The sequence below is a fragment of the Pseudomonas sp. FSL W5-0299 genome (assembly GCF_005930655.1).
Taxonomy (GTDB): domain Bacteria; phylum Pseudomonadota; class Gammaproteobacteria; order Pseudomonadales; family Pseudomonadaceae; genus Aquipseudomonas; species Aquipseudomonas mandelii.
Window position 1 is genome coordinate 89,148 of record NZ_RXHX01000011.1, and the last position, 14,544, is coordinate 103,691.

General features: G+C 59.7%; 13 protein-coding genes and 1 tRNA gene. 9 read left to right on the forward strand and 5 right to left on the reverse strand.

Annotation, left to right across the window (positions count from 1 at the left end; all coding sequences use genetic code 11):
- The first annotated feature begins 67 nt into the window (after nt 1-67).
- The 9 genes from arcC to FHL16_RS16135 all read left to right on the forward strand — a co-directional run bounded on the left by arcC (nt 68) and on the right by FHL16_RS16135 (nt 10,582).
- Entirely contained in the window at nt 68-997 is a 930-nt protein-coding gene (gene arcC / locus FHL16_RS16095; RefSeq protein ID WP_077748700.1) for a carbamate kinase, read from the forward strand.
- A gap of 12 nt (nt 998-1,009) precedes the next feature.
- Nucleotides 1,010-1,372 carry a DUF5064 family protein gene (locus FHL16_RS16100; RefSeq protein ID WP_077748701.1) on the forward strand — a complete coding sequence of 121 codons (363 nt, stop codon included), beginning with the start codon at nt 1,010-1,012 and terminating at the stop codon, nt 1,370-1,372.
- A gap of 243 nt (nt 1,373-1,615) precedes the next feature.
- A complete protein-coding gene (locus tag FHL16_RS16105; RefSeq protein WP_077748702.1) occupies nt 1,616-3,124 on the forward strand; it encodes a sigma-54-dependent transcriptional regulator in 1,509 nt (502 codons plus the stop codon).
- A 367-nt stretch (nt 3,125-3,491) separates the two neighbouring features.
- Nucleotides 3,492-3,875: a glycine cleavage system protein GcvH gene (gene gcvH, locus FHL16_RS16110; RefSeq protein ID WP_010457426.1), complete on the forward strand. Its 384-nt coding sequence runs from the start codon at nt 3,492-3,494 to the stop codon at nt 3,873-3,875.
- An 11-nt stretch (nt 3,876-3,886) separates the two neighbouring features.
- Nucleotides 3,887-6,739 (forward strand): aminomethyl-transferring glycine dehydrogenase, encoded by a 2,853-nt coding sequence (gcvP, locus tag FHL16_RS16115; protein WP_077748703.1) that lies wholly within the window; start codon nt 3,887-3,889, stop codon nt 6,737-6,739.
- A 103-nt stretch (nt 6,740-6,842) separates the two neighbouring features.
- Nucleotides 6,843-8,219, forward strand: a complete 1,377-nt coding sequence (locus FHL16_RS16120) for an L-serine ammonia-lyase (RefSeq protein ID WP_010457430.1) — start codon at nt 6,843-6,845, stop codon at nt 8,217-8,219.
- A 38-nt stretch (nt 8,220-8,257) separates the two neighbouring features.
- Entirely contained in the window at nt 8,258-9,382 is a 1,125-nt protein-coding gene (gene gcvT, locus FHL16_RS16125) for a glycine cleavage system aminomethyltransferase GcvT (RefSeq protein WP_077748704.1), read from the forward strand.
- Between the two features lie 404 nt (nt 9,383-9,786).
- Nucleotides 9,787-9,999 (forward strand): cold-shock protein, encoded by a 213-nt coding sequence (locus FHL16_RS16130; protein ID WP_003175786.1) that lies wholly within the window; start codon nt 9,787-9,789, stop codon nt 9,997-9,999.
- Nucleotides 10,000-10,093: 94 nt separating this feature from the next.
- Entirely contained in the window at nt 10,094-10,582 is a 489-nt protein-coding gene (locus tag FHL16_RS16135) for an RDD family protein (RefSeq protein WP_077748705.1), read from the forward strand.
- Between the two features lie 137 nt (nt 10,583-10,719).
- Here FHL16_RS16135 and nadA read toward each other — a convergent pair whose 3' ends face one another.
- From nadA to ybgF, 5 genes are all read right to left on the reverse strand, one after another.
- On the reverse strand, nt 10,720-11,778 hold the full coding sequence (gene nadA / locus FHL16_RS16140) for a quinolinate synthase NadA (protein WP_077748706.1): 1,059 nt from the start codon (nt 11,776-11,778) through the stop codon (nt 10,720-10,722).
- 272 nt (nt 11,779-12,050) lie between these two features.
- A tRNA-Lys gene (locus tag FHL16_RS16145) sits at nt 12,051-12,126 on the reverse strand.
- A 63-nt stretch (nt 12,127-12,189) separates the two neighbouring features.
- Nucleotides 12,190-12,882 carry a 7-cyano-7-deazaguanine synthase QueC gene (gene queC / locus FHL16_RS16150; RefSeq protein WP_010457444.1) on the reverse strand — a complete coding sequence of 231 codons (693 nt, stop codon included), beginning with the start codon at nt 12,880-12,882 and terminating at the stop codon, nt 12,190-12,192.
- A gap of 1 nt (nt 12,883) precedes the next feature.
- The gene (gene queE / locus FHL16_RS16155; protein WP_077748728.1) at nt 12,884-13,531 is read right to left on the reverse strand and encodes a 7-carboxy-7-deazaguanine synthase QueE; all 648 of its coding nucleotides are present in this window, start codon (nt 13,529-13,531) and stop codon (nt 12,884-12,886) included.
- 167 nt (nt 13,532-13,698) lie between these two features.
- The gene (ybgF, locus tag FHL16_RS16160; RefSeq protein ID WP_077748707.1) at nt 13,699-14,538 is read right to left on the reverse strand and encodes a tol-pal system protein YbgF; all 840 of its coding nucleotides are present in this window, start codon (nt 14,536-14,538) and stop codon (nt 13,699-13,701) included.
- Nucleotides 14,539-14,544 lie beyond the last annotated feature (6 nt).

Sequence of the window (14,544 nt, forward strand, 5' to 3'; positions counted from 1 at the left end):
CGCTCACTCCCACACTGATCGGGTTTCACCAGGGAGACCGAGTCACCCCATTTAGAAGGACTGCATTATGCGTATCGTCGTTGCTCTGGGCGGTAACGCCCTGCTCCGCCGTGGTGAACCCATGACCGCGGACAATCAACGCGCCAACATCCGGATCGCCACTGAACAGATCGCCAAGATTTATGCTGGCAACGAACTGGTGATCGCTCACGGCAATGGCCCGCAAGTCGGGTTGCTGTCGTTGCAGGCCGCCGCTTACACCTCGGTTTCGCCTTATCCGCTGGACGTACTCGGCGCCGAAACCGAAGGCATGATCGGCTACATCATCGAACAGGAACTGGGCAACCTGCTGGACTTCGAAGTGCCCTTCGCCACCTTGCTGACCCAGGTCGAAGTCGACGCCAACGACCCGGCGTTCCAGAACCCCACCAAACCCATCGGCCCGGTCTACGCCAAGGCTGAAGCGGAAAAACTTGCCGCCGAAAAAGGCTGGGCGATTGCCCCGGACGGCGACAAATACCGTCGCGTGGTGGCCAGCCCCAGACCCAAACGCATCTTCGAAATCCGCCCGATCAAATGGCTGCTGGAAAAAGGCAGCATCGTGATCTGCGCGGGCGGTGGCGGCATCCCGACGATGTACGGCGCCAGCGGCAAACTGCAAGGCGTGGAAGCGGTCATCGATAAAGATCTGTGCTCGGCGCTGCTGGCCGAACAGCTGGAAAGCGATCTGCTGGTGATCGCCACCGACGTCAACGCCGCCTGCATCGACTTTGGCAAACCTACCCAGAAAGCCATCGCCCAGGCCCACCCCGACGAAATGGAAAAACTCGGCTTCGCCGCCGGCTCCATGGGACCGAAGGTGCAGGCCGCCTGCGAGTTTGCCCGCCATACTGGAAAAACCGCGGTGATCGGTTCACTCTCGGACATCGAAGCAATCGTCCAGGGCAAGGCCGGCACGCGCATCAGCACGGCGACACCTGGCATTACTTATTTATAAGGAGAAACGTCAATGGCAACGTTCGCCCCCGGTCACTTGCACATCGAGCGCCACGCGCTGACCTCGGATGATGTCAGCTACAACCTGCACTTCGACTATGAGGTCAGCAATAACGACAAAGGGGAAAAAGGCATCCAGTTCACCATGCATGGCAGCATTCAGGGAAAGGATATGAGCGAAACCTTCTTTCTACCCAAGGTTGAGGCCTACAACTTCGCCAACAACATAACGAATATCGCCGAGAAGTACGGTATTCCAAGGACACACAGCCAGATCGGCTCGGTTCACAAAAATTACGACGAGGTATTTGAAGACATTCGGAAGAAGCTGGATATGAAATCCGGCGACCCGGTAGATCTCAAAAACTTTGAGTAGCCTGCGTCCCCTTGTGGGAGCGGGCCTGCTCGCGATGACGGACTTTCATTCGCTATGGATGCCGACTGAAAGACTGCGGCCCCACGACCTGTAGGAGCGAGGCTTGCCCGCGAAGCTTTTAGCGGTCTTGATGGCCTCTTCGCGGGCAAGCCTCGCTCCTGCAGGTTGAACACGTGCATTTCACCTGAGACCCGCCCCAAGGCATACTTGCCCCCCTCCGCTTGCCAGATTGAAAACCGCCCCATGCGTATCCACGTCAGCTTCATCGACCGCGTCGGCATTACCCAGGAAGTCCTGGCCCTGCTCGGTGGGCGTAATCTCAATCTGGATGCGGTGGAAATGGTCCCGCCCAACGTGTACATCGACGCTCCGACCCTGAGCCCGGAAGTGCTCGAAGAGCTGCGCGATGCGTTGCTCAGCGTGCGTGGCGTGCAAGCGATGACGGTGGTCGACATCCTTCCGGGGCAACGGCGGCACTTGCAGCTCGATGCGCTGCTCGCCGCCATGACCGACCCGGTGCTGGCCCTGGACAGTGACGGCAAAGTGCTGCTGGCCAACCCGGCGCTGATCGCGTTGTATGGTCGCGAACCGGCCGGTGAAAGCGTCGCCGATCTGTTTGCCGACCCGGCGCTGCTTGGCGTATTACTCGAAAACGGCTTCCGCCTGCCGCTGCGCGAGATCACCGTCAACGGCCAGACCCTGCTGCTCGACGCCACCCCGATCACCGACGCCGGCGCCCTGCTGACCTTGTATCAACCGAACCGCATCGGCGAACGCCTCTCGGCGCTGCACCACGACCATGCCGAAGGTTTCGACGCGTTGCTCGGCGAGTCCCCGGCGATCCGTACCCTCAAGGCACGCGCCCAGCGCGTGGCAGCACTGGATGCGCCGTTGCTGATCCAGGGCGAAACCGGAACCGGCAAAGAACTGGTGGCGCGGGCCTGCCATGCCATCAGCGCCCGGCACGGTTCGCCGTTCCTGGCGCTGAACTGCGCCGCATTGCCGGAGAACCTCGCCGAAAGCGAACTGTTCGGCTACGCCCCTGGCGCCTTTACCGGTGCGCAACGGGGCGGCAAACCGGGGCTGATGGAACTGGCCAACCAGGGCACGGTGTTTCTCGATGAAATCGGTGAAATGTCGCCGTACCTGCAGGCGAAGTTGCTGAGGTTCCTCAACGACGGCAGCTTCCGGCGAGTCGGGGGTGATCGCGAGGTAAAGGTCAATGTGCGAATCCTCAGCGCAACTCACCGCAACCTGGAAAAAATGGTCAGCGAAGGTTCGTTCCGCGAAGACTTGTTCTATCGCCTCAACGTCCTGAATGTCGAAGTCCCGCCCCTGCGTGAACGCGGTCAGGACATCCTGCTGCTGGCGCGCTATTTCATGCAGCAGGCCTGCGCACAGATCCAGCGCCCGGTCTGTCGTCTGGCGCCCGGGACTTATCCTGCACTGCTGGGTAACCGCTGGCCGGGCAACGTGCGGCAATTGCAGAACGTGATCTTCCGTGCGGCGGCGATTTGCGAAAGCAGCCTGGTGGACATCGGCGACCTCGACATCGCCGGCACCTCGGTGGCGCGCCAGAGTGACAGCGATGTCGATAGCCTGGAGCAGGCGATGGAAGAGTTCGAAAAGACGCTGCTGGAAAAACTCTACGTCAGCTACCCCTCTACCCGGCAACTGGCCAGCCGCCTGCAAACTTCCCACACGGCGATCGCCCATCGACTGCGCAAGTACGGCATTCCCAATAAGCCGTGAGGCCGGATATACAATCTCCCAACCGGCACAAAACAACTGTAGGGGTTTGTGTCTGGCCTGAAGACCTGTTTAAAAACGACCTCCATCTGTACTGAAAGCGCTACAGCGGAACGATATCGCTACACCCTCCCCTGATCACCGCTGTGCAAGGCTTTGATCCACCTAGGCTTTTTTCTTCGCCTCTTGCTGTAGCGATTTCGCTACAGCCATCAATCTGTTGCGCATCGCAATATCAACTAAGCTATTGATTTATAACGATAAAGAAACATTGGCCGCGAAATTGCTTAGTAACCCGCCATAAAGCAGGGCTTTAGCCCAAGCATTCCATCGCGTCCACCAGACAAGTCTGGCCCCCTTAGGAGTTTCCATGAGCGAGTTGCGTTTTACTGAAGATCACGAATGGCTGCGCACCGAAGCTGACGGCAGCGTCACTGTCGGCATCACCGCCTTCGCACAGAACGCCTTGGGCGACGTGGTTTTCGTACAACTGCCTGAGCTGCAGTCCTACGACAAAGGCGCCGAAGCCGCCACCGTGGAATCGGTAAAAGCCGCCAGCGGCGTGTACATGCCTTTGGACGGTGAAGTGGTCGAGACCAACCCGGCCCTCGAGAGCAGCCCTGAACTGGTCAACGAAGATCCGCTGGGCGAAGGCTGGTTCTTCCGCTTTCAGCCAACCGACGCTTCGGCTGTCGCCAAACTGCTGGATCAGGACGCTTACGACCGTCTGATCAAAGCCAACGCCGAAGCCTGAGGAGCGCTGACATGACTCAAGTCAACCTGACGACCGCCAACGAATTCATCGCCCGCCACATCGGCCCGCGTTCCGGCGACGAGCAAGCCATGCTCAACAGCCTCGGTTTTGACTCCCTGGAAGCCCTGAGCGCCAGCGTCATCCCGGAAAGCATCAAAGGCACCAGCGTCCTCGGTCTCGAAGACGGCCTGAGCGAAGCCGATGCCCTGGCCTTGATCAAGTCCATCGCCGGCAAAAACCAGCTGTTCAAGACCTTCATCGGCCAGGGTTACTACGGCACCCACACGCCGTCGCCGATCCTGCGCAACCTGCTGGAAAACCCGGCCTGGTACACCGCGTACACCCCGTACCAGCCAGAAATCTCCCAAGGTCGTCTCGAAGCGCTGCTGAACTTCCAGACCCTGATCAGCGACCTGACCGGCCTGCCGATCGCCAACGCATCCTTGCTCGACGAAGCCACCGCCGCCGCCGAAGCGATGACCTTTTGCAAACGCCTGAGCAAGAACAAGGGCAGCCACGCCTTCTTCGCGTCCGTGCATTGCCACCCGCAAACCCTCGACGTGCTGCGCACCCGTGCCGAGCCGCTGGGTATCGACGTGGTCGTTGGTGACGAGCAGGCACTGACTGACGTGACACCGTTCTTCGGCGCCTTGCTGCAATACCCGGCGAGCAACGGTGACGTCTTCGATTACCGCGAACTGACCGAACGCTTCCACGCCGCCAACGCGCTGGTCGCCGTCGCCGCCGACCTGTTGGCCCTGACCGTGCTGACCCCTCCGGGTGAGTTCGGCGCCGACGTGGCCATCGGCAGCGCGCAACGCTTCGGCGTGCCGCTGGGCTTCGGTGGCCCGCACGCGGCTTACTTCTCGACGAAAGATGCGTTCAAGCGCGACATGCCGGGCCGTCTGGTCGGTGTCTCCGTGGACCGTTTCGGCAAACCGGCCCTGCGCCTGGCGATGCAAACCCGCGAGCAACACATCCGCCGCGAGAAGGCCACGTCGAACATCTGCACCGCGCAGGTTTTGTTGGCCAACATCGCCAGCATGTACGCCGTGTACCACGGCCCGAAAGGCCTGACGCAGATCGCCAACCGCATTCATCACCTGACCGCGATTCTGGCCAAGGGCTTGAGCGCACTGGGGCTGACGGTCGAGCAAGAAAGCTTCTTCGACACGTTGACCATTAAAACCGGCGCCAACACTGGCGCGTTGCACGACAAGGCTCGCGCCCAGCAGATCAACCTGCGCGTCGTGGATGCCGAGCGTCTGGGCCTGTCCCTCGACGAAACCACTTCGCAAGCCGACGTGGAAACCCTGTGGGGCCTGTTCGCCGACGCTAAGGCGCTGCCAGACTTCGCCGCCCTCGCCGGTTCCGTGGTCAGCACCCTCCCGGCCGCGCTGGTTCGCCAATCTCCGATCCTCAGCCACCCGGTGTTCAACCGTTATCACTCGGAAACCGAGCTGATGCGCTACCTGCGCAAGCTGGCCGACAAGGACCTGGCCCTGGATCGCACCATGATCCCGCTGGGTTCGTGCACCATGAAACTCAACGCCGCCAGCGAAATGATCCCGGTCACCTGGGCCGAGTTCGGTGCCCTGCACCCGTTCGCCCCGGCCGAGCAAAGCGCCGGTTACCAACAGCTGACCGACGAACTGGAAGCGATGCTCTGCGCCGCCACCGGTTACGACGCGATCTCGCTGCAACCGAACGCCGGTTCCCAGGGTGAATACGCCGGCCTGCTGGCAATTCGCGCCTATCACCAGAGCCGTGGCGAAGACCGTCGCGACATCTGCCTGATCCCGTCCTCTGCCCACGGCACCAACCCGGCCACCGCCAATATGGCCGGCATGCGCGTAGTCGTCACCGCGTGCGATGCCCGCGGCAACGTCGACATCGAAGACCTGCGCGCCAAGGCCATCGAGCACCGCGAACACCTCGCAGCATTGATGATCACTTACCCGTCGACCCACGGCGTGTTCGAAGAAGGCATCCGTGAAATCTGCGGCATCATTCATGACCACGGCGGCCAGGTGTACATCGACGGCGCCAACATGAACGCGATGGTCGGCCTCTGCGCCCCGGGCAAGTTCGGCGGCGACGTGTCCCACCTGAACCTGCACAAAACCTTCTGCATTCCCCACGGTGGTGGCGGCCCGGGCGTTGGCCCGATTGGCGTGAAATCGCACCTGACCCCGTTCCTGCCGGGTCACGGCACCATGGAGCGTAAAGAAGGTGCGGTCTGCGCGGCACCGTTCGGCAGCGCGAGCATTCTGCCAATCACCTGGATGTACATTCGGATGATGGGCGGCGCCGGCCTCAAGCGCGCTTCGCAGCTGGCGATCCTCAATGCCAACTACATTTCCCGTCGCCTCGAAGAGCACTACCCAGTGCTGTACACCGGCAGCAACGGTCTGGTGGCGCACGAATGCATCCTCGATTTGCGTCCGCTGAAAGACAGCAGCGGCATCAGCGTCGATGACGTCGCCAAGCGCCTGATCGACTTCGGTTTCCATGCCCCGACCATGTCCTTCCCGGTCGCCGGCACGCTGATGATCGAGCCGACAGAAAGCGAATCCAAGGAAGAACTGGACCGCTTCTGCGACGCCATGATCCGCATCCGCGAAGAAATCCGCGCGGTGGAAAACGGTACGCTGGACAAGGACGACAACCCGCTGAAAAACGCCCCGCACACCGCTGCGGAAATCGTTGGCGAGTGGACGCATCCGTACAGCCGTGAGCAAGCGGTATACCCGGTTGCGTCGCTGATCGAAGGCAAGTACTGGCCACCGGTCGGTCGCGTCGACAACGTGTTTGGCGATCGCAACCTGGTTTGCGCTTGCCCGTCAATCGAGCTTTATGCCTAAAGCAGCTGCAAGCTCTAAGCTTCAAGCTACAAGTTAAAAGCCTGCGGGCTCTTACTTGCAGCTTGTAGCTTGCTGCTGACAACTGCGACCCCGGAGCCAAACCATGTCGTTAAGCGTGTTCGACCTGTTCAAGATTGGCATCGGCCCTTCCAGCTCCCACACCGTCGGCCCGATGCGCGCTGCTGCGCGTTTTGCCGAAGGCTTGCGCCGTGAAGGGCTGCTGACTGCCACCGCCTGCGTCAAAGTCGAGCTCTACGGCTCGCTCGGCGCCACCGGTAAAGGCCACGGCAGCGACAAGGCCGTGTTGCTCGGCCTGGAAGGCGAACACCCGGACACCGTGAACACCGAAACCGTCGCCGCCCGTCTGCAAGATATTCGCGGCAATGGTCGCTTGAACCTGCTCGGCGAACACAGCATTGCGTTCAACGAGAAAGAACACCTGGCGATGATCCGCAAACCGCTGCCCTATCACCCCAACGGCATGATCTTTCGTGCGTTCGACGCGGCGGGCCTACAGGTCCGCAGCCGCGAGTACTACTCGGTCGGCGGCGGATTCGTGGTCGATGAAGACGCCGCTGGCGCCGACCGCATTGTCGAAGACGCCACGCCGCTGACCTTCCCGTTCAAAAGCGCCAAGGACCTGCTCAGTCATTGCGCCACGTACGGCTTGTCCATCAGCCAGTTGATGCTGACCAACGAAAGTGCCTGGCGCCCGGAAGCGGAAACCCGCGCCGGCCTCCTGAACATCTGGCAAGTGATGCAGGATTGCGTCGCCGCCGGTTGCCGCAATGAAGGAATTCTGCCCGGTGGCTTGAAGGTCAAACGTCGGGCCGCTGCGCTGCATCGGCAACTGTGCAAGAACCCGGAATCGGCGCTACGTGATCCGCTGTCGGTGCTGGACTGGGTCAACCTCTACGCTTTAGCGGTCAACGAAGAAAACGCCAACGGCGGGCGCGTCGTCACCGCGCCCACCAACGGAGCAGCGGGCATCGTCCCGGCGGTGCTGCATTACTACATGCGCTTCATCCCCGGCGCCAACGAAGACGGCGTCGTGCGCTTTCTGCTGACCGCCGCCGCCATCGGCATTCTCTATAAAGAAAACGCCTCGATCTCTGGCGCCGAAGTCGGTTGTCAGGGTGAAGTCGGCGTCGCCTGTTCCATGGCAGCCGGCGCGCTGTGCGAAGTGCTTGGCGGCACGGTGCAGCAAGTGGAAAACGCGGCGGAAATCGGCATGGAACACAACTTGGGCCTGACCTGCGACCCGATTGGCGGGCTGGTGCAAGTGCCTTGCATCGAGCGCAACGCCATGGGTTCGGTGAAAGCCATCAATGCCGTGCGCATGGCCCTGCGCGGTGACGGTCAGCACTTCGTCTCCCTCGACAAGGTCATCCGCACCATGCGCCAGACCGGCGCCGACATGAAAAGCAAATACAAGGAAACCGCCCGTGGCGGTTTGGCGGTCAACATTATCGAGTGCTGATGCCCACGCGCATCCGCACACTTTTTCAGGAGCTGAATATGTCCACCGAACAATTGCTGAAAACCCCGCTGCATGCACTGCACATCGAACTCGGCGCGCGCATGGTGCCGTTCGCCGGCTACGACATGCCGGTGCAATACCCGTTGGGCGTGATGAAAGAACACCAGCACACCCGTGATCAGGCCGGGCTGTTCGATGTCTCGCACATGGGCCAGATCCGCCTGACCGGCGCCAATGCCGCCAAGGCCCTGGAAACCCTGGTGCCGGTGGACATCATCGACCTGCCGGTGGGCATGCAGCGCTACGCGATGTTCACCAATGAAACCGGCGGAATCCTCGACGACCTGATGGTCGCCAACCTGGGTAACGACGAACTGTTCCTGGTGGTCAACGCCGCCTGCAAGGATCAGGACCTTGCGCATCTGCAAAAGCACATTGGCGACCAGTGCACAATCGAACCGCTGTTCGAAGAACGCGCGCTGCTGGCCCTGCAAGGCCCGGCTGCCGTGACCGTGCTCGCTCGTCTGGCGCCTGAAGTCGCGAAGATGACTTTCATGCAGTTCACCCGAGTGAAACTGCTGGGTGTCGAATGCTTTGTCAGCCGTTCGGGCTACACCGGTGAAGACGGCTTCGAAATCTCCGTACCGGCCGCCAACGCCGAAGTCTTGGCGCGCGCGCTGCTGGCTGAGCCTGAAGTGGCGGCCATCGGCCTCGGCGCTCGCGACTCCCTGCGCCTGGAAGCCGGCCTGTGCCTCTACGGCCACGACATGAACACCGAGACCACTCCGATCGAGGCCAGCCTGCTGTGGGCCATCTCCAAGCCACGTCGCGCCGATGGCGCACGGGCCGGCGGCTTCCCTGGCGCAGAGACTGTGTTCGCGCAACAACAAGCCGGCGTCAACCGCAAGCGTGTGGGCCTGTTGCCTCAGGAACGTACACCGGTGCGTGAAGGCGCGGAAATCGTCAACGAAGCAGGCGACATCATCGGCGCTGTGTGCAGCGGTGGTTTCGGCCCGACTCTGGGCGGACCTTTAGCCATGGGCTACCTCGACAGCGCTTATATCGCTATTGATACACCCGTATGGGCGATTGTTCGTGGGAAAAAGGTGCCTTTGCTTGTAAGCAAAATGCCATTTGTTCCACAACGCTACTATCGCGGCTGATTGACTGTTTCTATAAGTAACGCGGTTGCGTTAACAGTGCACTAATGTGTAACGCAACCGCCATAAAACAGTGCATGTCTTTGGCTCTAAGCTTCGTTTATGAACGTTGCTTATAACGTTCGAAAACAATTGAACAACCCGATCGAATAAGCCCGCACTAGTGGACACGCTATCGCCATCAACCTGAGCAAAACCGGGGCTCTCACAGGGCTTGTTTTTTCTCACGTAGTTGGCGTAGAGTTTGTTCACTGTGTTTGCATGGGTCGCTTGGAATCGTGACCTGGGCAGTAGCCTACAAGTTAGCTACATCCCGTTCGACGTCTTCTTACTCTCCTGCAACCAGCCCCAGTACTCTTTCATGAGAAGGAGACTGTCATTAATTTTTGCGTCAAAGGAAATAAGAAATGTCCCAACGTCAGAGCGGTACCGTCAAGTGGTTTAACGACGAGAAAGGTTTTGGTTTTATCACTCCAGAAAGCGGTCCGGATCTGTTCGTGCATTTCCGCGCTATTCAGGGCAACGGCTTCAAAAGCCTGAAAGAAGGCCAGAAAGTGACTTTCGTTGCTGTGCAAGGCCAGAAAGGCATGCAGGCTGACGAAGTACAAGCAGAAGCCTAATCTTCTGTAACGAAAAAGCCCCTGATGCTGACATCAGGGGCTTTTTTGTGCGCGTAAATCCGTAAAATAGCTTTTTTTCCGTCCAGAGGCTGTCATGTCGAAACACCTGCTCAACCCCCAGGGCGACTTTCCCGCCGCCACCCTGGGCCGTCGCCTGGCAGCGATGTTCTATGACTTCCTCTTGTGCACCGCCCTGCTGATCGTCACCAGCGGCATTTACAAGATGATCCAGATGGCGATCATCGGCGAAGACAAAATGCGCACATTGACCGAATCCGGCGCGCTGGACGGTGATCCGCTGCTATCGACGGTGTTGCTGTTTGTGTTGTTTGGTTTTTTTGCCAAGTTCTGGACCTGGTCCGGTCAGACGCTGGGTATGCAGGTGTGGTGCATTCGCGTGCAGAACGCGGATGGTTCGTCCATCAGCCTGTGGCAGGCGCTGCTGCGGTTTGTCGTGTCGATCGCATCGCTGTTGTGCGTTGGCCTTGGGTTCTTCTGGTCGCTGTTCGATAAACAGAAACGCAGCTGGCATGACATGTACTCGAACACGCAGCTCGTGCGCATTCCGAAGAAGAACAAGTAGCTGCGGGAAGCAAAAACCACTGTGGGAGCGAGCCTGCTCGCGATGGCGGTGCCTCAGTCAACATACATGTGACTGACGGACCGCCATCGCGAGCAGGCTCGCTCCCACAGTTTTTATCCCACAGTTTTTGCGCGTACTTAAGCGTTACCGGCCAGTTTCATCCGAGCAGCCTGGGTGAAGTCGAGCATCCGCTTCAACGGCCGAATCGCCTGCGGAATCAACGCCGGATCCACAAAGATCTCGTTCGTCCCCTCCTTCAAGCACTTCAGCGTGCGCTCAAGGGTGTTCATCGCCATCCACGGGCAATGTGCGCAACTGCGGCACGCTGCGCCGTTACCAGCCGTTGGGGCTTCGATGAAGACCTTGTCCGGGCACAGCTGCTGCATCTTGTAGAAGATGCCGCGATCGGTGGCGACGATCAGGGTCTTGTTCGGCAGGCTCTGTGCCGCCGCAATCAACTGACTGGTGGAACCGACGGCGTCCGCCAGCTCGATCACCGAGGTCGGCGACTCCGGGTGCACCAGAATCGCGGCGTCCGGGTACAGCGCCTTCATGTCTTCGAGCTGCTTGGACTTGAACTCTTCGTGAACGATGCAGGCACCGTCCCACAGCAGCATGTCCGCACCGGTCTGGCGCTGGATATAAGTGCCCAGATGCTTGTCCGGGCCCCAGATGATGGTTTCGCCGTTATCCATCAGGCTTTCGACGATCTCCAGCGCGCAGCTGGACGTTACCACCCAATCCGCCCGGGCTTTGACCGCCGCCGAGGTGTTGGCATACACCACCACCGTGCGTTCCGGATGCTGATCGCAGAACGCCGAGAACTCATCCACCGGGCAACCCAGGTCCAGCGAGCAGGTCGCTTCCAGGGTTGGCATGAGAATGCGTTTTTCAGGATTGAGGATTTTCGCGGTTTCGCCCATGAACTTCACACCGGCGACCAGCACAGTCTTGGCCGGGTGAGCACTGCCGAAGCGCGCCATCTCCAGTGAGTCGGAGACGCAACCACCGGTTTCTTCGGCCAGGGCCTGAATCACCGGATCGCAATAGAAGTGAGCAACCAGCACCGCGTCCTGAGCCTTGAGCTCGGCAGCGATGGCGGCACGGTAAAAAGCTTCCTCCTCAACGGTCAGCGGCTTGGGCTGCTTGGCGTCGAGGTGGGCTTGAACCAGAAGGCGTTCGGAAATTTGCGTCATGTTCGCAAGACCTGCAGGCGCTTTCGCGCGAAAGTCGAGTATACACCCGGCTCCGGACCCTTCAGGGTACCGCCGGGAGAGTGAGTATCATCAGGCACGGACATCGTTGAGGCTGCGCAAGGCTACAGAATATCCCGTGGATGCAAAAGATGATTCTGACCTGCGTCACGCGGTGCAACCCCGCGTTGAGCCGAGGTCAAATCGCGGACAAAAAAAAATCCGGAAATCCTCACTTGCGTGGGCCTTCCAGACTTTTAAAACTGCTATAAAAATGGTGGGTCGTGTGGGATTCGAACCTACGACCAATTGGTTAAAAGCCAACTGCTCTACCAACTGAGCTAACGACCCGCTGTGTGGTGGCGCGTATAATACTGATTTTTAAGGACTATTCAACACCTAATTTGAAATAAATCAAAAATAAGGTGTTGGGTCGCTCACGCCGGCCGCTGCAAAGCCTTCTGCACGCAGTCGGCAGCTGTCGCATTTACCGCACGCACGACCATTATCGTCCGCCTGATAGCAGGAAACGGTCAGCCCGTAATCGACCCCCAGCTTCACGCCTGCCTGGACGATCTGTGCCTTGCTGAGGTTCTGCAGTGGCGCCTGGATGCGGAAGCCATTGCCCTCTACACCGGCCTTTGTCGCCAGATTGGCCATGCGCTCGAAGGACTCGATGAATTCGGGACGGCAGTCCGGGTAACCGGAATAATCCACCGCGTTCACGCCGATGAAGATGTCGCGCGCGCCGAGCACTTCAGCCCAACCCAGCGCCAGAGACAGAAACACCGTATTGCGCGCCGGCACATAAGTGACTGGAATGCCTTCCCCCAGCTCTTCAGGAATGTCGATGCTGCTGTCGGTCAGTGCCGAGCCGCCCATACCGTTCAAATTGAGGCCGATCACCTTGTGCTCGACCACGCCCAGGTCGCGGGCAACTCGTTCTGCGGCGTACAACTCTGCTTGTGACCGCTGACCGTAGTCGAAGCTCATGGTGTAGCAGCTGTAGCCTTCAGCGCGGGCCATGGCCACGACCGTCGCGGAGTCGAGACCGCCGGACAGCAGGATGACCGCACGTTTTTCAGCAGTGTTCAGTTGTTCAGTCATCTCAGCGCCCCGGCTCGTCATTCCAAAGATATTTATGCAGCTGCAATTGCAAACGCACTGGCAGGTTGTCCGCCACCACCCAGTCAGCCAGATCCCGCGCATTCAGGTCATGGTGGCTTGGCGAAAACAGCACTTCGCCCGCACGCGTGTCCAGGCCGTACTGAATCAGCTTGGACACCGCCCAGTCGTAGTCTTCCCGCGAGCAGATGACAAACTTCACCTGGTCATTGGGCGTGAGCAGTTCGATGTTTTCGTAGCGGTTGCGGTGTGCTTCTTTCGACCCTGGGGTTTTCAGGTCGACAACGCGACTGACCCGTGGATCGACCGCCGAGATGTCGAGCGCGCCGCTGGTCTCCAGCGACACTTCGTAACCGGCGTCACACAACTGCTTGAGCAATGGGATGGCATTGGGTTGCGCCAGCGGCTCGCCACCGGTGACACAGACGTAACGCGGACGGAAACCGGCCACTTGCTCGAGGATGTCGTCGAGGGGGCGAATGGTGCCGCCGGTGAACGCGTAGGCGCTGTCACAGTATTGGCAACGCAATGGGCAACCGGTCAGGCGCACAAAAACTGTGGGCAGCCCGGCAGTCCGCGTTTCACCCTGCAACGAGTAGAAAACTTCGGTGATTCTCAATGTGTCTTGCATAGTCGCCACGGGCATAACAGCTAAACAGGCTGTCCGCCTCCGTCAGGCACTTCAAGGAACCCCGCCAACGCGCAGATCCCAAAAAGCGTGTTTCAGAAAAAGGGCGTGAATTCTAACGAAAAAACCCGCGATAGGCGCGGGTTTCTTCAAAACGGGTCAAGCAGCCCTTACATTTTTTGCAGATCACGCTGGGCCAGCTGCGCAGCGGAAGTGCCCGGATACTGGGACACAACCTGTTGCAGAATGCCTTTGACCTTGTCGGTGTGACCGAGGCGGCGTTCTACATCAGCCAGCTTGTACAGCGAATCAGGCACTTTGGGGTGCTTGGGGTATAGCTGCGAAACCTTGGCAAATGCCTGACCTGCACCTTGCAGATCGCCTTTGGCCAAATTGACTTCGCCCAACCAGTATTGGGCATTGCCCGCGTACTGGCTGTTCGGGTACTTGCGCAGGAATGCGGCAAAAGCCTGACTGGCCTTGTCGAAGTCCTTGGCTTTGATCAGGTCGAAGGCTGCATCGTAATACAGTTTTTCCTTCGCCGGATCAGCCGGTTCGCTACCCGCAGCAGGTGCTTGAGCGGCGGCCGCTCCTGCACCTGCGCCAGCGGCGGCACCGGGGGCATTCAAACTGCCACCGGTGGAAGAATTATCAGGAGTCGCGGCTGGTGCAACGCCGGTTCCTATGCGCCGATCAAGATCCTGATATCGCTCCAGGCTCTCTTGCTTCATGCGCGCTACATCATTCTGCAGAACTTCGATCACACCCTGTTGGCGTGAAATCTGCTCCTGCATGGATTGCAATTGGTTGAACAGCTCGCCCTGTGCCGAGACAGGGGTCGAAACCCCTCCCCCGGCATAGGCGCCGTTCGTACCGTAACCCGCAGGCGGATTGCTACTCCCGCTATTGTTATAGCCGGAGTCGTTATCGACCACAGGAACCGCAGCCCACACCGCAAGCGGTGCGAGGCTGAGAGCCAAAACAGTTACAGCACGACGGCACGTTCGCATGACGAA

Excerpts from the sequence above, each read along its gene's own strand:
- nadA (WP_077748706.1), bottom strand. The coding sequence starts at position 11,778 with ATGACGCAAATTTCCGAACGCCTTCTGGTTCAAGCCCACCTCGACGCC.
- FHL16_RS16130 (WP_003175786.1), top strand. The coding sequence starts at position 9,787 with ATGTCCCAACGTCAGAGCGGTACCGTCAAGTGGTTTAACGACGAGAAA.
- gcvP (WP_077748703.1), top strand. The coding sequence starts at position 3,887 with ATGACTCAAGTCAACCTGACGACCGCCAACGAATTCATCGCCCGCCAC.
- FHL16_RS16100 (WP_077748701.1), top strand. The coding sequence starts at position 1,010 with ATGGCAACGTTCGCCCCCGGTCACTTGCACATCGAGCGCCACGCGCTG.
- queE (WP_077748728.1), bottom strand. The coding sequence starts at position 13,531 with ATGCAAGACACATTGAGAATCACCGAAGTTTTCTACTCGTTGCAGGGT.
- FHL16_RS16105 (WP_077748702.1), top strand. The coding sequence starts at position 1,616 with ATGCGTATCCACGTCAGCTTCATCGACCGCGTCGGCATTACCCAGGAA.
- ybgF (WP_077748707.1), bottom strand. The coding sequence starts at position 14,538 with ATGCGAACGTGCCGTCGTGCTGTAACTGTTTTGGCTCTCAGCCTCGCA.
- FHL16_RS16120 (WP_010457430.1), top strand. The coding sequence starts at position 6,843 with ATGTCGTTAAGCGTGTTCGACCTGTTCAAGATTGGCATCGGCCCTTCC.
- gcvT (WP_077748704.1), top strand. The coding sequence starts at position 8,258 with ATGTCCACCGAACAATTGCTGAAAACCCCGCTGCATGCACTGCACATC.
- queC (WP_010457444.1), bottom strand. The coding sequence starts at position 12,882 with ATGACTGAACAACTGAACACTGCTGAAAAACGTGCGGTCATCCTGCTG.
- arcC (WP_077748700.1), top strand. The coding sequence starts at position 68 with ATGCGTATCGTCGTTGCTCTGGGCGGTAACGCCCTGCTCCGCCGTGGT.
- FHL16_RS16135 (WP_077748705.1), top strand. The coding sequence starts at position 10,094 with ATGTCGAAACACCTGCTCAACCCCCAGGGCGACTTTCCCGCCGCCACC.
- gcvH (WP_010457426.1), top strand. The coding sequence starts at position 3,492 with ATGAGCGAGTTGCGTTTTACTGAAGATCACGAATGGCTGCGCACCGAA.